Genomic DNA, 16,069 nt, shown 5'->3' on the forward strand with positions numbered 1-16,069 from the left:
AAATATCCTTAGGTAATCCGAGAATTAGTTGCAACAGGACTTATAGTAAAGCCCCGCCCTTGGAAACAGGCTGGGGCTATATTTTATTGTAAGTCGTGATTAATAGGAAACCCTACCCCCCCCTGTGTCCGATTTCATTGAACCACTACAGACCACTACATCAATGACGAAAGCATCCTAGCAGTAATAAATTATTTAGCAAGCTTGACTCTCGACAGCCCTGTATGTAATGTTAACATGTGAACACATATTAAAGTGAGGATATATAGATGGCAAATGTTTCTTGTCAAATCAATGTTATTCATCAAGAGAAGGTTTCACAAGCTCAAGGCAATATGCCAGAGGAATCGATCCTGAATGAAACGGCTGAGGTCTTCAGTTTACTTGGGGATCTTTCTAGAATCAAAATTCTTCAGGCATTGTGTACAACAGAATTGTGTGTTTGCGATCTTGCCGCGATTCTCGGAACTTCATCCTCGGCTGTTTCACATCAGCTCCGTTTGTTGCGGTCTAAAGGTATTGTCCGTTTCCGCAAGGAAGGGAAAGTTGCCTACTACTCACTTGCCGACGAGCATGTTCGGCAACTCCTGAACCAAATGAACGAACATGTACAGGAGTGCTAATCATACTCGATAAGCAAATACTCGAAAGTCACATAATATGGATACTATCATTACAGGAGTACTCCTTGAATGCTGGGAAATCCTCAAAGATGCGGCACCATACGTTCTTTTTGGATTCTTCGCGGCGGGAATTTTAAAAGCACTGATTCCTGAACAATTTGTTTCAAAACACCTTGGCCACAACGGGACGGGTTCTGTTTTTAAAGCCTCTCTGTTCGGCATCCCCCTTCCCTTGTGTTCTTGCGGTGTTATCCCAGTTGCAATAGGATTGCGCAAACAGGGTGCAAGCAAAGGTGCGACTGCTTCGTTTTTGGTGTCCGTGCCGGAAACCGGTGTTGATTCTGTTGCCATCACCTGGGCTCTTCTTGACCCCTTGATGACAGTCGTGCGTCCCGTCGCTGCATTTTTCACAGCAATGGCCACCGGTATCCTGATCAACCTGATCCCTGAAAAGAAGGAAGCAGAAAGACTTATAGAGGTTGACAATTGTGGCTGTAGTGATTCAAGCGAACATGATAAGTCCTCTCATCCTCAGAGCACGCTTGTACAAAGATTTAAAGAGGGCTTGAAATATGCTTTTTCGGACCTGTTAAAGGATATCGGCGGTTGGTTGATGCTCGGAATAGCGATTGCAGGTGTTATCTCTTATTATGTCCCAGATGATTTCTTCGCAAAATACATGGGAGGTGAATTCAGCTCCCTGCTCATCATGCTGGTTGTCGGCATTCCGCTTTATATTTGCGCAAGTGCTTCAACCCCGATTGCAGCCGCCATGATCCTGAAGGGGCTCTCACCAGGGGCGGCTCTAGTTTTCCTACTGGCCGGTCCGGCGACCAATGCTGCAACAATGACTGTTATTGCAAAGCATCTCGGTAAGGCCGCTACTGTGATTTATGTTGCCGTCATCGCAGTTTCCTCACTTGTGATCGGCTGGATCGTGAATCGACTCTATGCTTGGCTGGAGATCGACATTACCGAATGGATTAATCTGGCAGAGCACTCCACAGAATCGATTCTTTATCCAATATCGGCAATAATCCTGTTGCTTCTTTTGTTATGGAATTTTATCCCTCGCAAGAGAACTGATCATAGTGACCATTGTTTCGAGAAACCTGGAGAAAGCTGACGATCCACTTGCTGCTGACAGTTTGTCAGAAAATTCATAAACATTAACTCGACTATTTTTTGATAATATCCATCTATGAATCCAAATGTTAAACAAAAAGCCTATCTTAATCTCCCTGCATTGGGCTTCATTCTCGCCAGTCTGCTGCTCGGATGTGCACTCGCATTCGTGACCTGGCACAACATCGATCGTGAGAAGCAGCTGATGGAGAGCTTTCTTCTTGAAGAAGCCCAGACCTTGATCAGGGCCTTCGAAGCAGGAGCACGAACCTCCATGATGATGGAATCGCGAAGCGGTAATCTCGCGACGCTGGTCAGGGAAACCGCACGCGAAGAAAGCATCGCCTATATTGTGATCCGTGATGAGAAAGACCATCTCCTCGCCAGCGCGGGAGACTTTACGGGCCAGAGTCTACTCTCTGTTCATGCAATCTTGAAATCGAATAATCCTTTAACCCGTTCTTTTGAGGATGACACAGGCGGCTCCGTATTTGAGGTCGCCAAGGAGTTCAGTCCCCTGGCCATGATGCCGATGCGTTCGGGGATGATGCAGCGCTGGCAAAGATGGTGTGGCATGCCGGGCCGGGGTGAAACAGAAGCATGTCGGCAGGTGATCTACCTGGGTCTTTACACCAGGAACTTCGATGCCGCCCGGGCAGAAGACTTTAAACAGAGCCTGATTCTGCTTGGCATCCTGTTCCTGTTGGCTACTGGCGGCTTATACGCTCTGTTTCTTGCCCACAGAAATCAGGTTACCAGGGCCGCACTGGAAAATATGAAGCTGTATACCACAAACGTCATCAGCAGTATGCCGACAGGCCTGATCACTATCGACACGGATCGGAAAATTGTTTCGGCCAACCCGAAGGCGATCGAACTGTTTGACTGCCCCGAACAGGATATGCGAGGCAAAACTCTCCAGCAACTGACAGGTCCTGAAGAATGTTCTCTGGCACCTTTTCTGCGGGCCGGAAAGGAATTCATAGACCAGCCGATGGAATGTATTCGTAAGGATGGCGAAACGATTCCCCTCAAGGTCAGCGCTTCCCATTTGCGTGATATTGACGACAGCTTGCGGGGCATGGTTCTGATTCTGCGTGACCAGCGTGAAATCCGGTCCATGGAAGAAATGCTGGAGCGCTCGCGGCGCCACGCGGCCCTCGGCAGAATGGCTGCTGGCATCGCCCATGAAATCCGCAATCCACTCGGAACCTTACGCGGATTTGCCCAGTATTTCGCCCGCCTAGGAAACAAAGACTCCAAGGCAGAAGAGTATTCGGAAATGATGGTCGCCGAGGTTGATCGCCTCAATCGAACGGTCTCCGCCTTACTGCAATTTTCAAGACCACGCGAACCCGAACTGACCGATGCCAATCTCAATCAGTTATTGATCAAAACAAAGACCCTCATCCAGTCTGACACTGATAGTCACCACGTCGATTTCCGTTTAAATTTACCGAAAACGGAAATCGTCGCATCAGTCGATCCTGACCTGATTCTTCAGGCGGTTCTGAACCTTTTGCAAAACAGTATCGCCGCCGTGTCAGATAACGACCTAATCGAACTCGGTCTGGAAAAAGAGGCCGATTACGTCACTATCCGGGTGCGTGATACCGGTAAAGGAATGACCGTGGAAGAGCAGTCGAAGATGTTCGATCCGTTCTTCACAACCCGCAAGGACGGTACCGGACTGGGGATGGCCGTGGTGCTCCAGATTGTTGAACAGCATCGGGGTCGAATAGAAGTCGATAGCGAAACGGGTCGAGGCACCTGTGTCGAACTGATTTTGCCAGAGAAGGGACGAACCGATGTCAATCAATAACAAGACCATTCTGATTGTCGATGATGATCAGTCTCATCGCACCATGCTCAAAGCCAATCTCGGCGCCGAATGGCAAAATGTCATCGAGGCCGATGATGGCGACGTCGGCGTACATCTGGTAAAAGAGCGAAATATCGACCTGGTTCTGCTCGATCTGAAAATGAAGCGGATGGGGGGAATGGAAGCGCTTTCGGCTATCCATGAAATTAATCCCCAGCTTCCCGTCATCGTTATTACTGCCTTCTCTTCGGTCGAGAGCGCGGTCGAAGCGATGAAAAAGGGAGCGTTCGATTATGTGACCAAGCCGGTAGATGCCGAGGCGCTGCTTCTGACGGTCGCTCGTGCGCTTGAATTCTACACCCTGAAAAAGGAAAATGCCTCGCTGAAACAGCGACTGGACGACAAGTTCGATTTCGGCAATCTTGTCGGCAGCAGCCAGGCACTGCGTGAACTGGGTGAGACCCTTCAATTGGTCGCCCCAAGCGATGCCATCGTACTCATTTCTGGAGAATCCGGAACCGGGAAGGAACTGGTCGCCGGAGCGGTTCATCACAACAGCCAGCGCAAGGACAAGTCGTTTATCAAGGTCAACTGTGCTGCCCTGCATGAAAACCTCTTGGAGAGCGAATTGTTCGGTCATGAGAAAGGAGCGTTCACCGGAGCAACGGAACAGCGCAAAGGCCGCTTCGAGCTGGCCGACAAAGGTACGCTGTTTCTCGATGAAATCGGAGATATGTCGGCTACCACCCAGGCGAAAATCCTGCGGGTCTTGCAGGAGGGTGAATTTGAGCGTCTCGGCGGAACGAAAACTCTCAAAACAGACGTCCGGGTGATTACCGCCACCCACAAAGATCTCGAAAAGATGGTTGATGAAGGGACTTTCCGTCAGGACCTCTACTTCAGGCTTAGCGTCGTCCCCTTGCACCTTCCCCCTCTTCGCGAGAGACCAATGGATATTCCCGCGCTGGCCGAACACTTTCTGGCCCGATATAGCCAAAAGAACAAAAAAGACATCCGCAGCTTCCATTCAGACGCTATCGAAGCATTGTTGTCTTACGCATGGCCGGGGAACATCCGCGAACTTGAAAATGCCATCGAGAGGGCCGTTATACTGTGTCTCGACGAGCAGATATCGGTACAGCATTTACCAGCGCAGGTTCAACAGACTTTTCAAGATACCGAAAGTCACCCGTTTGCAATTCGGCCAGGACTCTCGCTCAAAGACATGGAAAAAGAACTAATCCTTTCAACGTTGCGCCAGACGGATAACAACCGTACGCGTGCCGCAGAAATTCTCGGTATCACCCGTCAAACCCTGCAAAACAAACTCAAGGAATACGACCTGAACTGATACTGTCAAATATTTTGACAATCAGCCGGATCTCCCCACGATAGCTGTAAAAAAATTTTCCGCCACCCGCACACCAAAAAAACAAAATCTAAACAAATCAACACGTTATCAACTTGGCACCCGCATTGCTCTTTATATGGTCAACACTGACCGAAAGGAGCATTTGTATGTTGAAGACTATTTTACTATTTCTTGTTGCTGCCGGAATGACACTTCTGCTGTCCGGTTGCGGCCACTGGGGCTGCTGGGGTGACCACAATCACAATAACCATTCTTCGCACTCCCATTATCGGGGTTGCGGACATTCTGGGTACTAGGAGGGTATATGTTCTGTGGACCAGGGTCCGCCTGGAGCGGATGGCATATGGGAGGTTGGTTTATGCCGGGCTTCTTTATGCTGATAATTTTCGCCATCATTGTGTGGCTTTTATGGCGGCGTCAATCAACACCGGCAGCGCCGTCGGCAAGTTGCCCCAATTGCTCAGGAAACATCAACGCCGCATATTTTCGCTGTCCGCATTGTGGCGAATCCCTGAAGCATAATTGTCCGAATTGCAGCCGGGTCATCGAACACAACTGGTCATACTGCCCTTACTGCAATGAGGATCAATCCAGCACCGCAAAAGCCGACACTCAAAAAATCTAATCAGGAAACTTTAAAGGAGGAAATAATGAAAGAACAGGTCAAAAAGATTTCAATTCTCACCGTCGCTATAGCCGTTGGTTTGGCCGTAACCGTCTCGTCAAGCTTTGCCTGCTGGGGCAACGGGATGGGACACATGACAAACTCAACTCACGCACTTACAGTAGAACAGCAACAGAAACTGGATACCGTTAAGGAAAAATACTCGACAGAACTTGATGCCCTGCAATCTTCGCTCAACAAGAAGTCCGACGCGTACAGCAAGGCGCTAACCAACGAGAGCACCACTGTTGGAACACTGAATCGTCTAGATGCTGAAAGAGTTGATCTGGAACGTCAATACTTCGCCTTGCTCGATCAGGCAAATAAAGAAGCAGGCCTCTATGTGTCAGGCAATAGCGGCCCCTGGTTCGGATGCAACTATAGAGGGTGCAACCACCAGAATCATATGGGTTCCCATACATATGGTCGGCACATGAGGCAAAACAATCAACACGGAATGCACGAAAACCATATGACACGTTGCTGGTAATGACTCGGATTTTGATTTGCTAACAGCTAAACCTAAAAAAGATGTGGTCCGTAAATCGGACCACATCTCTACTTAGTTTATCCCTTACTTCTTTATGTCAAATATTCTAGTGCAAATTTAAGCTTCCTGTGTCATTTCGATAAACTCACCTTCGACTTCCAGTGTAATGGTCATCGGCTTGCCGGACCGATTCCTCCAGAACCAACCATGCTTTCCGTCAAACTCGGCCTCCAGCACACCGGAGTCGCTTTTGGCTGAACCTTTACGGTAGTTGTGGTAACTGATTTTGAGCTTTTTCGAATCACCATGAACATCGAAGTTGGCGCGATCATTACTCGTCTTCCACGAATAACTGACCTTGCCACCCTTGGCCATCCTGACCTTGATCTCCCTGCCTTGATCGGGCGCAAGAGAGATTGTAATACTGTCAGATTTAATATCCTTGGCTGGTTGAGGCTCAACTTTCTGTTCAGTTGCCTTTGCCACCGGAGCAGATGCTTCCTGTACCTCTGATGCTTTGATAGTTTCAGCACTAGCCTCTTGGGCGAGTGACATTTTCACCTGCCCCATCTTGGTCAGCCCAAGGGCACTTCCAGCGCCGGTGAGATCGATTCCGTACTCTGCCGGGAGAACTGCAACGACGAGAATAACCAATGCAAGGATGGATGCAAAAATCGTTGATTTAACCAGCTTTTCCGATGAAGGGAGTTCGTTGTTAGGTGGAATGTTATTGTTGTTCATTATTAATTACCTCTGTATTTATATTAGGAAATGAAAAAACCTGTCATTTGATAACCGACAAAGATAAATCCGCCGGTCATCAGAGCGACATTGGCGTCATAGGCGTGACGGGTAAAGCTGCTAGTATGCCGCCAGAAACCCATGGCGATCAAGATCATACCCAATGCAAGCAGTTGCCCCAGCTCAACGCCGACATTAAAGGCAATGAGGTTCGGGAGAAGGCCATCTACTGACATCTTGTATTCAAGAATCTTGGTTGCCAGACCGAAGCCATGAAACAAACCGAAAATCAGGGTCGCGGCCTTGGTGCTCGGCTGAAATCCAAACCAGCGTTGATACGCACCCATGTTGTCGAGCGCCTTGTAGACAATCGAGAAACCGATAATCGCGTCGATCAGATAGGCACTGACACTGATATTCATCAGAACACCAGCGAGTAATGTCACCGAATGCCCAACCGCAAAGAGGGTCACGTAGATGCTGACGTCCTTCAATCGGTAAAGTAAGAAAATCACACCGAACAAAAAGAGTAAGTGGTCGTATCCAGTGACCATATGTTTCGCACCGAGGTAGATGAACGGGATAATCATTGTCCCCGAACTTTCCTGAATATAACCCTTGTCACCGGCGGTCACACCATGGGCGGCGGCATCTGCGGCCAGTGACAATATAATTGTAATCACAGCCATGAACACAAACGATTTCCTGCTCATGGTGTTTTTAGTAAAACTAACCATAAATTAACCTCATAGCGGCTTCATTGAGACAGAACGGATTAATGAAACCGCAAAAATAGTTTTTAGGTCGAAAGAATATTACGAATTCAGGTGAGCATTGGGGGGGCCACGAATAACCCTGAATGAGACATGGCGCTCTTTGGGGCGAGACGTCTTTTGTGGAAAAAACGTTGCTACGTCAAGAGCTATGAAAGGTAACGAGTTGGTGGCAGCTTGACCAATTAAGTCAAAGGCCACATTCACAGTGGATTTTGACCTGGCTACATTCCACCAGACCGTATTTTTCTTATATTTGTGCTCGTTTTCATCTTCATGCGAAGAGCTTTCTTCGTGATGATGGTGTGTTGAGGTGTGCTCAACAGCCTTGGATACGGGATGGGCACTGACCTTGAATGCAACTGAATCACCTGTGTGAAAATGGTGTAAATGGACGGATTGGTAAACCTGACCACCGCAGACGAGAGCCAAAAACATGAAACAGGCAATACACCATAATTTATGTAAAAAGTTGACTCTTTTCATGCTAGGCACTCATATATACAGATATTTCCTTTAATAACATGTCTGAGGCTTTAAGCCATGAGAGGATAAAACATAAACGCTGTCAGTTGTTAATCTTTGCTGGCACTTTTGGAAATAAGGGTTTACTCTTTGTCTTCTCACATTGTTAGATGACTTTGCTAATGGAGTAAGCGAGCGATTTCCACTATCCCTGCAATTTATGAAATACAAAAGCATCCTGGCAATCGTGGCTCATGTGATAGCCCTAATTGCACCATCTTCCCAGACTTTTAGACTCCCAGGGTCCCCTATATAATAACAATACGAGTTTTATTGGAGTTGCCAGCAAAACTTCTACTGACAACTCCTATTTAATTGTCAGCCTTCATGGCTCCCCGGCCTATGATGTTCAATAAAAAAACTTGATGTCGATTCTGGAAAAGTTGAGACCAGCACATTAAATGGGATTCTCTTGGTCCCCTTACCCGCATTATGCAGTCCATGAACACGATGCTTGCTCTCTGAGGTAATGCTTCCTTTTTCATCAAGGGCGAATACATGCAAATGACCTCCCATCGATAACCTATGCGGTCTTTTCAACATGCCGGTAATTCTGTAGCCACCATCTTCTTTAATGCCTTCAGCTTTAATAACAGATACAGAACTCGTTGAGAGGGGAATCCCCTCTTTTTGGGCAAAATCAACCTGAATATCATTTGCAAAAACAGCCGCGGATGACATAACGATCAATCCAATCAAACCAACTAGGTACAAGCCAACTTTTTTCAGCATCTTTACTCTCCTTTATCTTTTCGGGTTTCATAAAAACTTTACTAAATTTGCATCAGAGGCTAAACAGCTTCCTCACCACGTTCACCGGTGCTTATCCGCACAGCCTGATCAACGTGGCTCACGTATATTTTCCCATCTCCCTTCAGACCTGTATGCGCTTCCTTTTCTATAATCGACACGACCTGATCGACATTGATATCAGGGCAGAAAACCTCCAGCTTTACCCCAACCAGTAGTTCATGTTCTTCACTGCCTCCTCTTGCCCAACCTAAACCATACCCCTCACGATCCATGACGCTTAGGCCGGAAAGAAGTTCACTCTTTCGCAAGCCCCGGACAACATCATCGAGCTTGTGTTTTTTGATGTACGCTTGTATCTGCTTCATATTTCCTCCATTTTCACGATTCACGTTCCACCTTAATTGCAAACCACTTGTAAAGAGCCGGGATAACCAGCAGGGTCAGAATTGTCGATGTCACCAGACCGCCAACAACAACCGTAGCCAGAGGCCTTTGTACTTCGCTACCGGTACCACTTGAAAACAATAACGGAATAAGTCCTAATGCGGTTGTAAGCGCGGTCATAAGGACCGGCCGCAAACGCATGCAGGCGCCACGGATCGATGCCTCATCTATTGAAACACCATTCTTGAGCAATTGATTGAGATAGGTCACCAGAACCATACCGTTCTCGAGGGCTATACCGAACAAGGCAATAAATCCGACCGATGCGGGTACGGACAGATTCTGTCCGGTCAGCCAGAGCCCGACGACCCCACCAACCAATGCCAGGGGAATATTGAGAATAATCAGGAACGAATTCTTGAGTGAATTGAAGTTGGAGAACAACAACAGAAAGACAATAAGCAGGGTCGCCGGAACAACCAGGGCGAGCCGTTTGTTCGCCTCCTGTTGGAGCTTGAACTGTCCACCCCAACTCACCAGGTAGCCGGCTGGCAGCTTGACATTTTCCGCAATAGCCTGCTGACCATCGGCAACAAACGAACCAATGTCGCGACCACGCACATTGCATTGCACCGTGATGAATCGCTGATTGTTTTCACGGGTAATTTGTCGTGGTCCGACAATCTCCTCAATGAGCGCCAGCTGGTCAAGCGGGATTTTCTCGCCGCCCGGCCCATTAATAAGGATATGGCGGATTGAATCGACATTGTTGCGGTATTCAGGTGCAAATCGGACCAGAATGTCAAAGCGTCTTATCCCTTCGAAAATCTGTCCAGCCGTTTCACCACCCACAGCTGTGCGAATAACATTTTGGATGTCTTCGACATTAATCCCGTAACGGGATATGGCACTTCGATCAATAACGATACGGAGTTGTGGAGTTCCGGCGACCTGGTCCTTTTGAACATCCGCCGCGCCAGGTACTTTGCGAATGACCGCCTCGATTTCGGCAGCTTTCTCTTTCAGAACCTCCATGTCCTGACCGAAAATTTTAATGGCGAGTTCCGCCTTGGTTCCGGTTAACAGTTCATCAACAGCCGCTGCTATGGGTTGTGTGACGTTAAATTGGGCACCTGGAAAGCCTTCAAAGGCTTCACTGATTTTGCTGTATAACTCATCGGGGGTTTCCGCAGTCGTCCATTCATCCATCGGCTTGAGGCCAACAAACGCCTCGGCGCTGTTGACCGGGTCAGCATGGGCGCCGACCTCGCCGCGACCCACGCGCGTCACCACGCGTTCAACTTCTGGAAAATTCTTTTTGAGGCGGCGCTCGAAGCGGAGGATTGTATCACGCGACTCTTCAAGAGAAATCGAAGGAGCCATGGTGGCCCTGATCAGTAAGTCTCCTTCGTTCAGCCTCGGGACAAATTCAGATCCGAGAAACGGAAAAATTACGAGACCAACAACCAGCATGAAGGCAGCCAGACCAATGGCGAATGCTCTTCGGCGAACGAAAAACTCAACAGCAGGGATATACGGCTTCAGCAGGGCTCTGACAACGGGCGACTCCTGCGGGCCGAGACCGTCCCGCGTTTTCTTCGGTCGCCGCATCAACAGGTCGGATACGACCGGCGCGATAAAAATAGCAAAAATCAGAGAGCCGAGCATGGCGAGAGAAACAGTATAGGCCAGGGGCTTGAAGGTCTTCCCTTCCACACCCTGCAAGGTAAACAACGGCAGGAAAACGATAATGATAATGGCTATGGCAAAGACAATCGGCCTGGCGACTTCGGCGCAGGCAAGCGAAACAATACGCAAGCGCGAGTCGGAAGGTTCGGCCTCCCGCAACATCCGGTCAACATTTTCAACGATAACAATCGTTCCATCAACCATCATGCCGATGGCGATCGCCAGCCCGCCCAGCGACATCAGGTTGGCCGATATTCCGAACAGTTTCATCAGGATAAATGCAAAGAATATGGAGAATGGTATGGCCAGAGCAACAACAATACTGGGGCGAACTCCGCCCATGAACAACAGGAGAACAAGCACCACCAGGGCAACGCCCTGAATCAGGGCATCGGTAACTGTTTTGACACATTTGGCAACCAGCGTTCCCTGGTCATAATAAGGGATAACCTGAACCCCTTCCGGGAGTACCTTGTTGATTTCCTCCATCCTTTGTTTGACATCTTTTATGACTGAAGAGGTGTTGGTGCCGATCAGTTTCAGAACCATGCCGACAACGACTTCCCCGGCACCATTCATGGTTGCCAGGCCACGGCGCACCTCACCGCCGATTACAACATCGGCAACCTGCTCCAGATACACCGGTGTCCCGTCATTGACCTTCAGGACAATCTTTTCCAGATCACTTATTTTTTCAGCCAGGCCGACTGATCTGACAATATACTCTTCGGCGTTCTTGACCAGGAACTGGGCACCGACATTGGCATTGTTGGCTTTGACGGTTTCAACCACTTCGCTGATATTTAAATTGAAGCGTTGCAGGTCAAGTGGCCGGACGCGCACCTGGAACTGCTTGACCTCGCCACCGAGCGATAAAATCTCGGTCACCCCCGGAACTGTCTGGACATTAAACTTGATCAGCCAGTCCTGGATCTCACGCATCTCTTCAGGGCTTCTCTGCCCCTTGCTGTCTTCCAGAACATAGAACAGTATCTGGCCAAGACCGGTGGTTATCGGTCCCATTTCAGGATCGCCAAACCCTTCCGGTATCTCTTCGCGGGCCAGTTGCAAGCGCTCGCCGACCAGCTGGCGGGCAAAATAAATATCGGTCCCATCCTCGAAGTAGACATTGATGACAGACAACCCGAAGTTGGAAATGGAGCGCACCTCCTTGAGGTTCGGCAAACCGTTCATTGCCACTTCAACCGGATAGGTGATGTATTTTTCTACTTCCTCGGGAGCAAGCCCCTCAGTCTCGGTAAATACCTGCACCAGGGCCGGGGTGACATCCGGAAACGCATCAACAGGCAAACTCCGATAACTGGCATATCCTGCTATCAGGACCAGGCATCCTACAACAGCCACCATCAACCGGCTGTGCAGGACAAAACGTATAATGCTTTGCATGTCTTTAGTCCTCCGTCGGTTTAATGGTTATGTCCGTCGCCAAATGCGCCCTTGGATAATTGAGCCTTCAGGGTAAAGGCACCTTTGGCGGCATACGTTTCGCCAGCCTTCAAACCGGAAACAACTTCAAGGTTGACCGTATTCTGCCGACCGATTTCAATCGGTCGAGGCTCGAACCCATCGGTTGTTTTTACAAAAACAACCGTCTTCCCTTCCATGGTTTGCAAGGCAGTTTTCTCCACGGCGACTTTCACGGGGGTTTTGGCGACAGCAACACGGGCGGTAACAAACATGCCCGGCCGGTAATCTCCTGACGTGTTATCCAGCTCAACCCGGGCAAGTGCCGTGCGTGTCTCCTCACCGAGCATCGGACCGACAAAACCGATCACACCCCGTGCAACAGGGACGCCGTGGCCGACCTGGACAACGACAGCTTGCCCTTTACGGATGGCGGCCAGATCTTTCTGGTAAACTTGCATATCGACCCAGACGGTATCCAGATCGGCAAGGATGAAGGCCTCAGCGTTCTCCTCCAGAACTTCACCGAGAGAAATGTGTTTCTGGATAACGATGCCGGCAAAGGGAGCCTTCATTTCGTAACGGGTGTAGGTTATGTCAGGCTGTTCAGGCAATGTCGCCAGATAATCATCAGAGAACCCGAGAGCATGCAGCTTCTGCTCTGCTGATCGCAGGGCAATGCCAGCTTCAACCGAGGATTGACGGGCGTCGAGATATTCCTGCTCAGAGGTAATCTTCTTCTGCCATAGCCGCTCTTCCCGATCAAAGCTCAGCTGGGCAAGCTGGGCTCTCTCCCTGGCGGCCAAAAATTCGGCCTTGGCGTCAGCCAGGTCCCGACTCTCGATGACGGCCATGACCTGGCCCTTACGGACCCTGTCGCCCTGCTTTTTGAATACCTGACGGATAATTCCTGATACGCGGGGAACCACATGCGCTACGCGATCAGCATTCAGCACGATCTCCCCGGGAAGATCGACATATTCTTCCAGGGAAGCAGGTGCTGCTTTGGCCAGAACGATACCGAACTCCTTCTGATCGGCGGAGGAAAGTTGGACTGGCTCCTCGGTGTGATCGTCTTCTTCCCCGGCGTGATCGTCATGACCTTCATGGCCCTTCTCTGCATGGTCATCATGACTTTCTTCGTCGTGCTCGGCATGGCTATCGCCATGCTCGTCATTGTGCGACTCATCATCATGACCATCAGCATGACTTTCATGGTTATGGCCATCGTCATCTTTGTCACCAAAAAGATCATCCAGGTCCTCTTCGGATTTACCGTGGCTGTCATCTCCATGCTCGGCATGGCTCTCTTCCACGCTCAGTTTTTGCGTGATAGCCTTCTGGGGATTATCCCCCTGAAGACTTATGAAAACTGCACCGGCAACAATGGCCGCACCGGCAATCAAAAAAGCGAATATTTTTATTTTTCTGTTTAGTTGCATCGATATATCCTCGTAAGTAGAAAATTATATTTTCGAATCAGGGCCCATTTGTCCAGTTAAGTGTAAAACGCTCAACCGGGCTTCGTGGTAGGCATTAAATGCTTCTATGTATTGGGCCTTGACCTCAAAAAGTGTGCGCTGGGCATCAAGGGCTTCCAAGAAATCAAACTTGCCTTCCTGGTAACCAATTTGCGCCGCTTCATTTGCCTGCTCGGCAGCCGGGATGATTTCCTGTTTGATCATTCGCGCCTGATCATAAGCTGCCACCAACTCTTGGTAGGCTGACCGCATCTCTGATGACAGTCTCGAAACCTCCTTGTCGCGTTGAGAAAAAGCACGAGACAGCTCCGACCTTGCAGCCTTACGCCCGCCCTGGTTCCTGTCAAAAAGTGGTAGCGGAAATTCGACTCCGGCGACATAAGCTTCTTCATCGGTCTCCCTAAATTCACGTATTCCAAAAGTCAGGGTAATATCGGGAATGCTGTTCGACTTTTCCAACTCCAGTCCGGCCCTCTTGCCAACAAGGTTCATCTCCCACTTTTTCACATCCGGGGTGCTTGCAAAAGTGGCCTCAACACTCTTCAAATCAGGCGGGTCGGATAGTTCGTCGAATTGACCAGATACTTGCTCGAAATCCGGCGTCGGATCACCCCACAGTGAAGAGAGTCTTTGCATCGACTGTTTCAATTGTTTCTTTGACATTGCCAGATCATTGCGAGCCATGTTCAATTCGACACTTGCGCGCAATTCGTGGACGGGAGAAACCTTGCCAGCTTCCACACGCTCAGCAACGGTCCGATATCCTTTTTCAGCGAGAATGAGGAGTTGTTCAGATTGAGCCAGGGTCTCCTGTGCCGCTAGGACGGTATAAAAAGACAGATAGGCTTCAAGATACAGATCCTGCAGCTGCATCTGATATTCCAGATCCGTAGCATTTTTTTCCTGGCGGGCAACTTCTTTCCGAGCCCCCCATTTGCCCCCTAGTTCAACCAATTGGCTGATAGTTAATGTCGTTTCGGCGCTGTTGAATCCATCGAAGTTGTTGTCGCCTTCAAAATTATCAACTTCAAAGGCAATCTCCGGGTTCGGTAATACACCTGCCTGCTGTGTCAAACCTTCCTGGACCTCAACCAATTTCGTCAATGTCATCAGCGCTGGGGATTTTTGTATTTTGTCCACCATATTCCTCAGCGTCAGTATTTTCGATTGATTGCTCACGTTATCAAGCAAACTACTTGCATAAACGTCTGTTGCTGGAATCTGCACTAATGCACATAACACCAGCAGCAGAACACTTTTCGACCTGCACATACAATGACTCCTGTTGCAGTAAATTTCTTCCTCAGAATTAATCCAGAGAGAAGATAATAATTTTTGTTGTTTTTCAGGCTTTGGGGATTTTCCTGATGGAGAAGATCAGGGTACCATCAGGCAGTTAAACGAGGAATCAAATCAAAAGAACGGTCGTACGATGATTTAAAACTGCTTGAGAAATTCGCGGTGGTGGTTGGGGAGCAAAATTACTGAGAACCAGACGGTCAAATGAGCCGGAATATGGGAAAACCTTGTCCATCTGGGGAATATCGAGTGATGATAAACTTTTATTTAAGAGTCTCTTGGTAAATGTCGTATCGGTATGAGAGATATCAAGGTCGTTGCATGAACCGCAGTGAGATTCAGTCGGCGCAGAAATGGAGATGACTTCATTGTCAGGTATGTCAATGTCTATAACATAGCCGTCTCTGCACCTACCTTCGGATGCATACTCGAACTCGACATGGCCATCATCTGCGAAGCAAAACACAAGACCTGAAGCACCTGCTATGTTTGACAACATAAATGTCGCCAACAACAGAAGCTTAGATATTTTTGAGAACAACTTCATGGAATTGAATATAATTAGTTAATGGTAAAAAATCAACCTATAAAAAACAAAAATGGTCATCAATAGTCTGCAACCACCCACCGGGCATCAGATTCCTATAAACCTACATAAATAATAAAATTCAATCTACTCGAAACAAATCAAACGGTCAATCAAATGACTTTCTTGTAAGTCCTGTTATTTCTAATCTGAAGCTGAAATGACCTCTGATTTGATGATTACTGGAAACCCTGACTTATAAGAAAATCCACTGGCAAGCTCTTTCTTAGTTCGACTAAATCTGACATTGATTGCCAGGTCAGGTTCGAACTACTACATTTTAGTCATTGCTTGTCGATTTCGTCGGCGTCGTGCTT

13 protein-coding genes are annotated in these 16,069 nt (G+C 48.6%); 6 read left to right on the top strand and 7 right to left on the bottom strand.

The window, feature by feature from the left end; translation table 11 throughout:
* Positions 1–269: 269 nt before the first annotated feature.
* The 6 genes from C0623_10035 to C0623_10060 all read left to right on the top strand — a co-directional run bounded on the left by C0623_10035 (position 270) and on the right by C0623_10060 (position 6,096).
* The gene (locus tag C0623_10035) at positions 270–623 is read left to right on the top strand and encodes a transcriptional regulator (protein ID PLX99238.1); all 354 of its coding nucleotides are present in this window, start codon (positions 270–272) and stop codon (positions 621–623) included.
* A 37-nt stretch (positions 624–660) separates the two neighbouring features.
* Positions 661–1,749, top strand: coding sequence for a hypothetical protein (locus tag C0623_10040; protein ID PLX99239.1), 1,089 nt, complete (start codon positions 661–663; stop codon positions 1,747–1,749).
* Positions 1,750–1,824: 75 nt separating this feature from the next.
* On the top strand, positions 1,825–3,570 hold the full coding sequence (locus tag C0623_10045; protein ID PLX99240.1) for a hypothetical protein: 1,746 nt from the start codon (positions 1,825–1,827) through the stop codon (positions 3,568–3,570).
* The gene (locus tag C0623_10050) at positions 3,557–4,921 is read left to right on the top strand and encodes a two-component system response regulator (protein ID PLX99241.1); all 1,365 of its coding nucleotides are present in this window, start codon (positions 3,557–3,559) and stop codon (positions 4,919–4,921) included. Before C0623_10045 ends, C0623_10050 begins: the two co-directional genes overlap by 14 nt.
* Before the next feature lie 325 nt (positions 4,922–5,246).
* Positions 5,247–5,567, top strand: coding sequence for a hypothetical protein (locus tag C0623_10055; protein PLX99242.1), 321 nt, complete (start codon positions 5,247–5,249; stop codon positions 5,565–5,567).
* A 25-nt stretch (positions 5,568–5,592) separates the two neighbouring features.
* The gene (locus C0623_10060) at positions 5,593–6,096 is read left to right on the top strand and encodes a hypothetical protein (GenBank protein PLX99243.1); all 504 of its coding nucleotides are present in this window, start codon (positions 5,593–5,595) and stop codon (positions 6,094–6,096) included.
* 117 nt (positions 6,097–6,213) lie between these two features.
* Here C0623_10060 and C0623_10065 read toward each other — a convergent pair whose 3' ends face one another.
* The 7 genes from C0623_10065 to C0623_10095 all read right to left on the bottom strand — a co-directional run bounded on the left by C0623_10065 (position 6,214) and on the right by C0623_10095 (position 15,139).
* Positions 6,214–6,837, bottom strand: a complete 624-nt coding sequence (locus C0623_10065; protein PLX99244.1) for a transmembrane anchor protein — start codon at positions 6,835–6,837, stop codon at positions 6,214–6,216.
* Between the two features lie 23 nt (positions 6,838–6,860).
* Positions 6,861–7,574, bottom strand: a complete 714-nt coding sequence (locus tag C0623_10070; GenBank protein ID PLX99245.1) for a hypothetical protein — start codon at positions 7,572–7,574, stop codon at positions 6,861–6,863.
* 879 nt (positions 7,575–8,453) lie between these two features.
* Positions 8,454–8,867: a hypothetical protein gene (locus C0623_10075; protein PLX99246.1), complete on the bottom strand. Its 414-nt coding sequence runs from the start codon at positions 8,865–8,867 to the stop codon at positions 8,454–8,456.
* A gap of 59 nt (positions 8,868–8,926) precedes the next feature.
* The gene (locus tag C0623_10080) at positions 8,927–9,253 is read right to left on the bottom strand and encodes a transcriptional regulator (protein ID PLX99247.1); all 327 of its coding nucleotides are present in this window, start codon (positions 9,251–9,253) and stop codon (positions 8,927–8,929) included.
* 13 nt (positions 9,254–9,266) lie between these two features.
* Positions 9,267–12,368, bottom strand: coding sequence for a CusA/CzcA family heavy metal efflux RND transporter (locus tag C0623_10085; GenBank protein PLX99248.1), 3,102 nt, complete (start codon positions 12,366–12,368; stop codon positions 9,267–9,269).
* A 20-nt stretch (positions 12,369–12,388) separates the two neighbouring features.
* Positions 12,389–13,828, bottom strand: a complete 1,440-nt coding sequence (locus C0623_10090; protein ID PLX99249.1) for an efflux transporter periplasmic adaptor subunit — start codon at positions 13,826–13,828, stop codon at positions 12,389–12,391.
* A gap of 24 nt (positions 13,829–13,852) precedes the next feature.
* On the bottom strand, positions 13,853–15,139 hold the full coding sequence (locus C0623_10095) for a hypothetical protein (protein PLX99250.1): 1,287 nt from the start codon (positions 15,137–15,139) through the stop codon (positions 13,853–13,855).
* Positions 15,140–16,069: the final 930 nt, after the last annotated feature.

Origin of the sequence: Desulfuromonas sp. (assembly GCA_002869615.1) — a bacterium.
Classification (GTDB): Bacteria; Desulfobacterota; Desulfuromonadia; order Desulfuromonadales; family UBA2294; genus BM707.

Bases quoted from the DNA above. Each gene is read 5' to 3' on its own strand.
- C0623_10055 (PLX99242.1), top strand. From the start codon at position 5,247: ATGTTCTGTGGACCAGGGTCCGCCTGGAGCGGATGGCATATGGGAGGT.
- C0623_10090 (PLX99249.1), bottom strand. From the start codon at position 13,828: ATGCAACTAAACAGAAAAATAAAAATATTCGCTTTTTTGATTGCCGGT.
- C0623_10035 (PLX99238.1), top strand. From the start codon at position 270: ATGGCAAATGTTTCTTGTCAAATCAATGTTATTCATCAAGAGAAGGTT.
- C0623_10065 (PLX99244.1), bottom strand. From the start codon at position 6,837: ATGAACAACAATAACATTCCACCTAACAACGAACTCCCTTCATCGGAA.
- C0623_10060 (PLX99243.1), top strand. From the start codon at position 5,593: ATGAAAGAACAGGTCAAAAAGATTTCAATTCTCACCGTCGCTATAGCC.
- C0623_10040 (PLX99239.1), top strand. From the start codon at position 661: ATGGATACTATCATTACAGGAGTACTCCTTGAATGCTGGGAAATCCTC.
- C0623_10070 (PLX99245.1), bottom strand. From the start codon at position 7,574: ATGGTTAGTTTTACTAAAAACACCATGAGCAGGAAATCGTTTGTGTTC.
- C0623_10050 (PLX99241.1), top strand. From the start codon at position 3,557: ATGTCAATCAATAACAAGACCATTCTGATTGTCGATGATGATCAGTCT.
- C0623_10095 (PLX99250.1), bottom strand. From the start codon at position 15,139: ATGTGCAGGTCGAAAAGTGTTCTGCTGCTGGTGTTATGTGCATTAGTG.
- C0623_10080 (PLX99247.1), bottom strand. From the start codon at position 9,253: ATGAAGCAGATACAAGCGTACATCAAAAAACACAAGCTCGATGATGTT.
- C0623_10075 (PLX99246.1), bottom strand. From the start codon at position 8,867: ATGCTGAAAAAAGTTGGCTTGTACCTAGTTGGTTTGATTGGATTGATC.
- C0623_10085 (PLX99248.1), bottom strand. From the start codon at position 12,368: ATGCAAAGCATTATACGTTTTGTCCTGCACAGCCGGTTGATGGTGGCT.
- C0623_10045 (PLX99240.1), top strand. From the start codon at position 1,825: ATGAATCCAAATGTTAAACAAAAAGCCTATCTTAATCTCCCTGCATTG.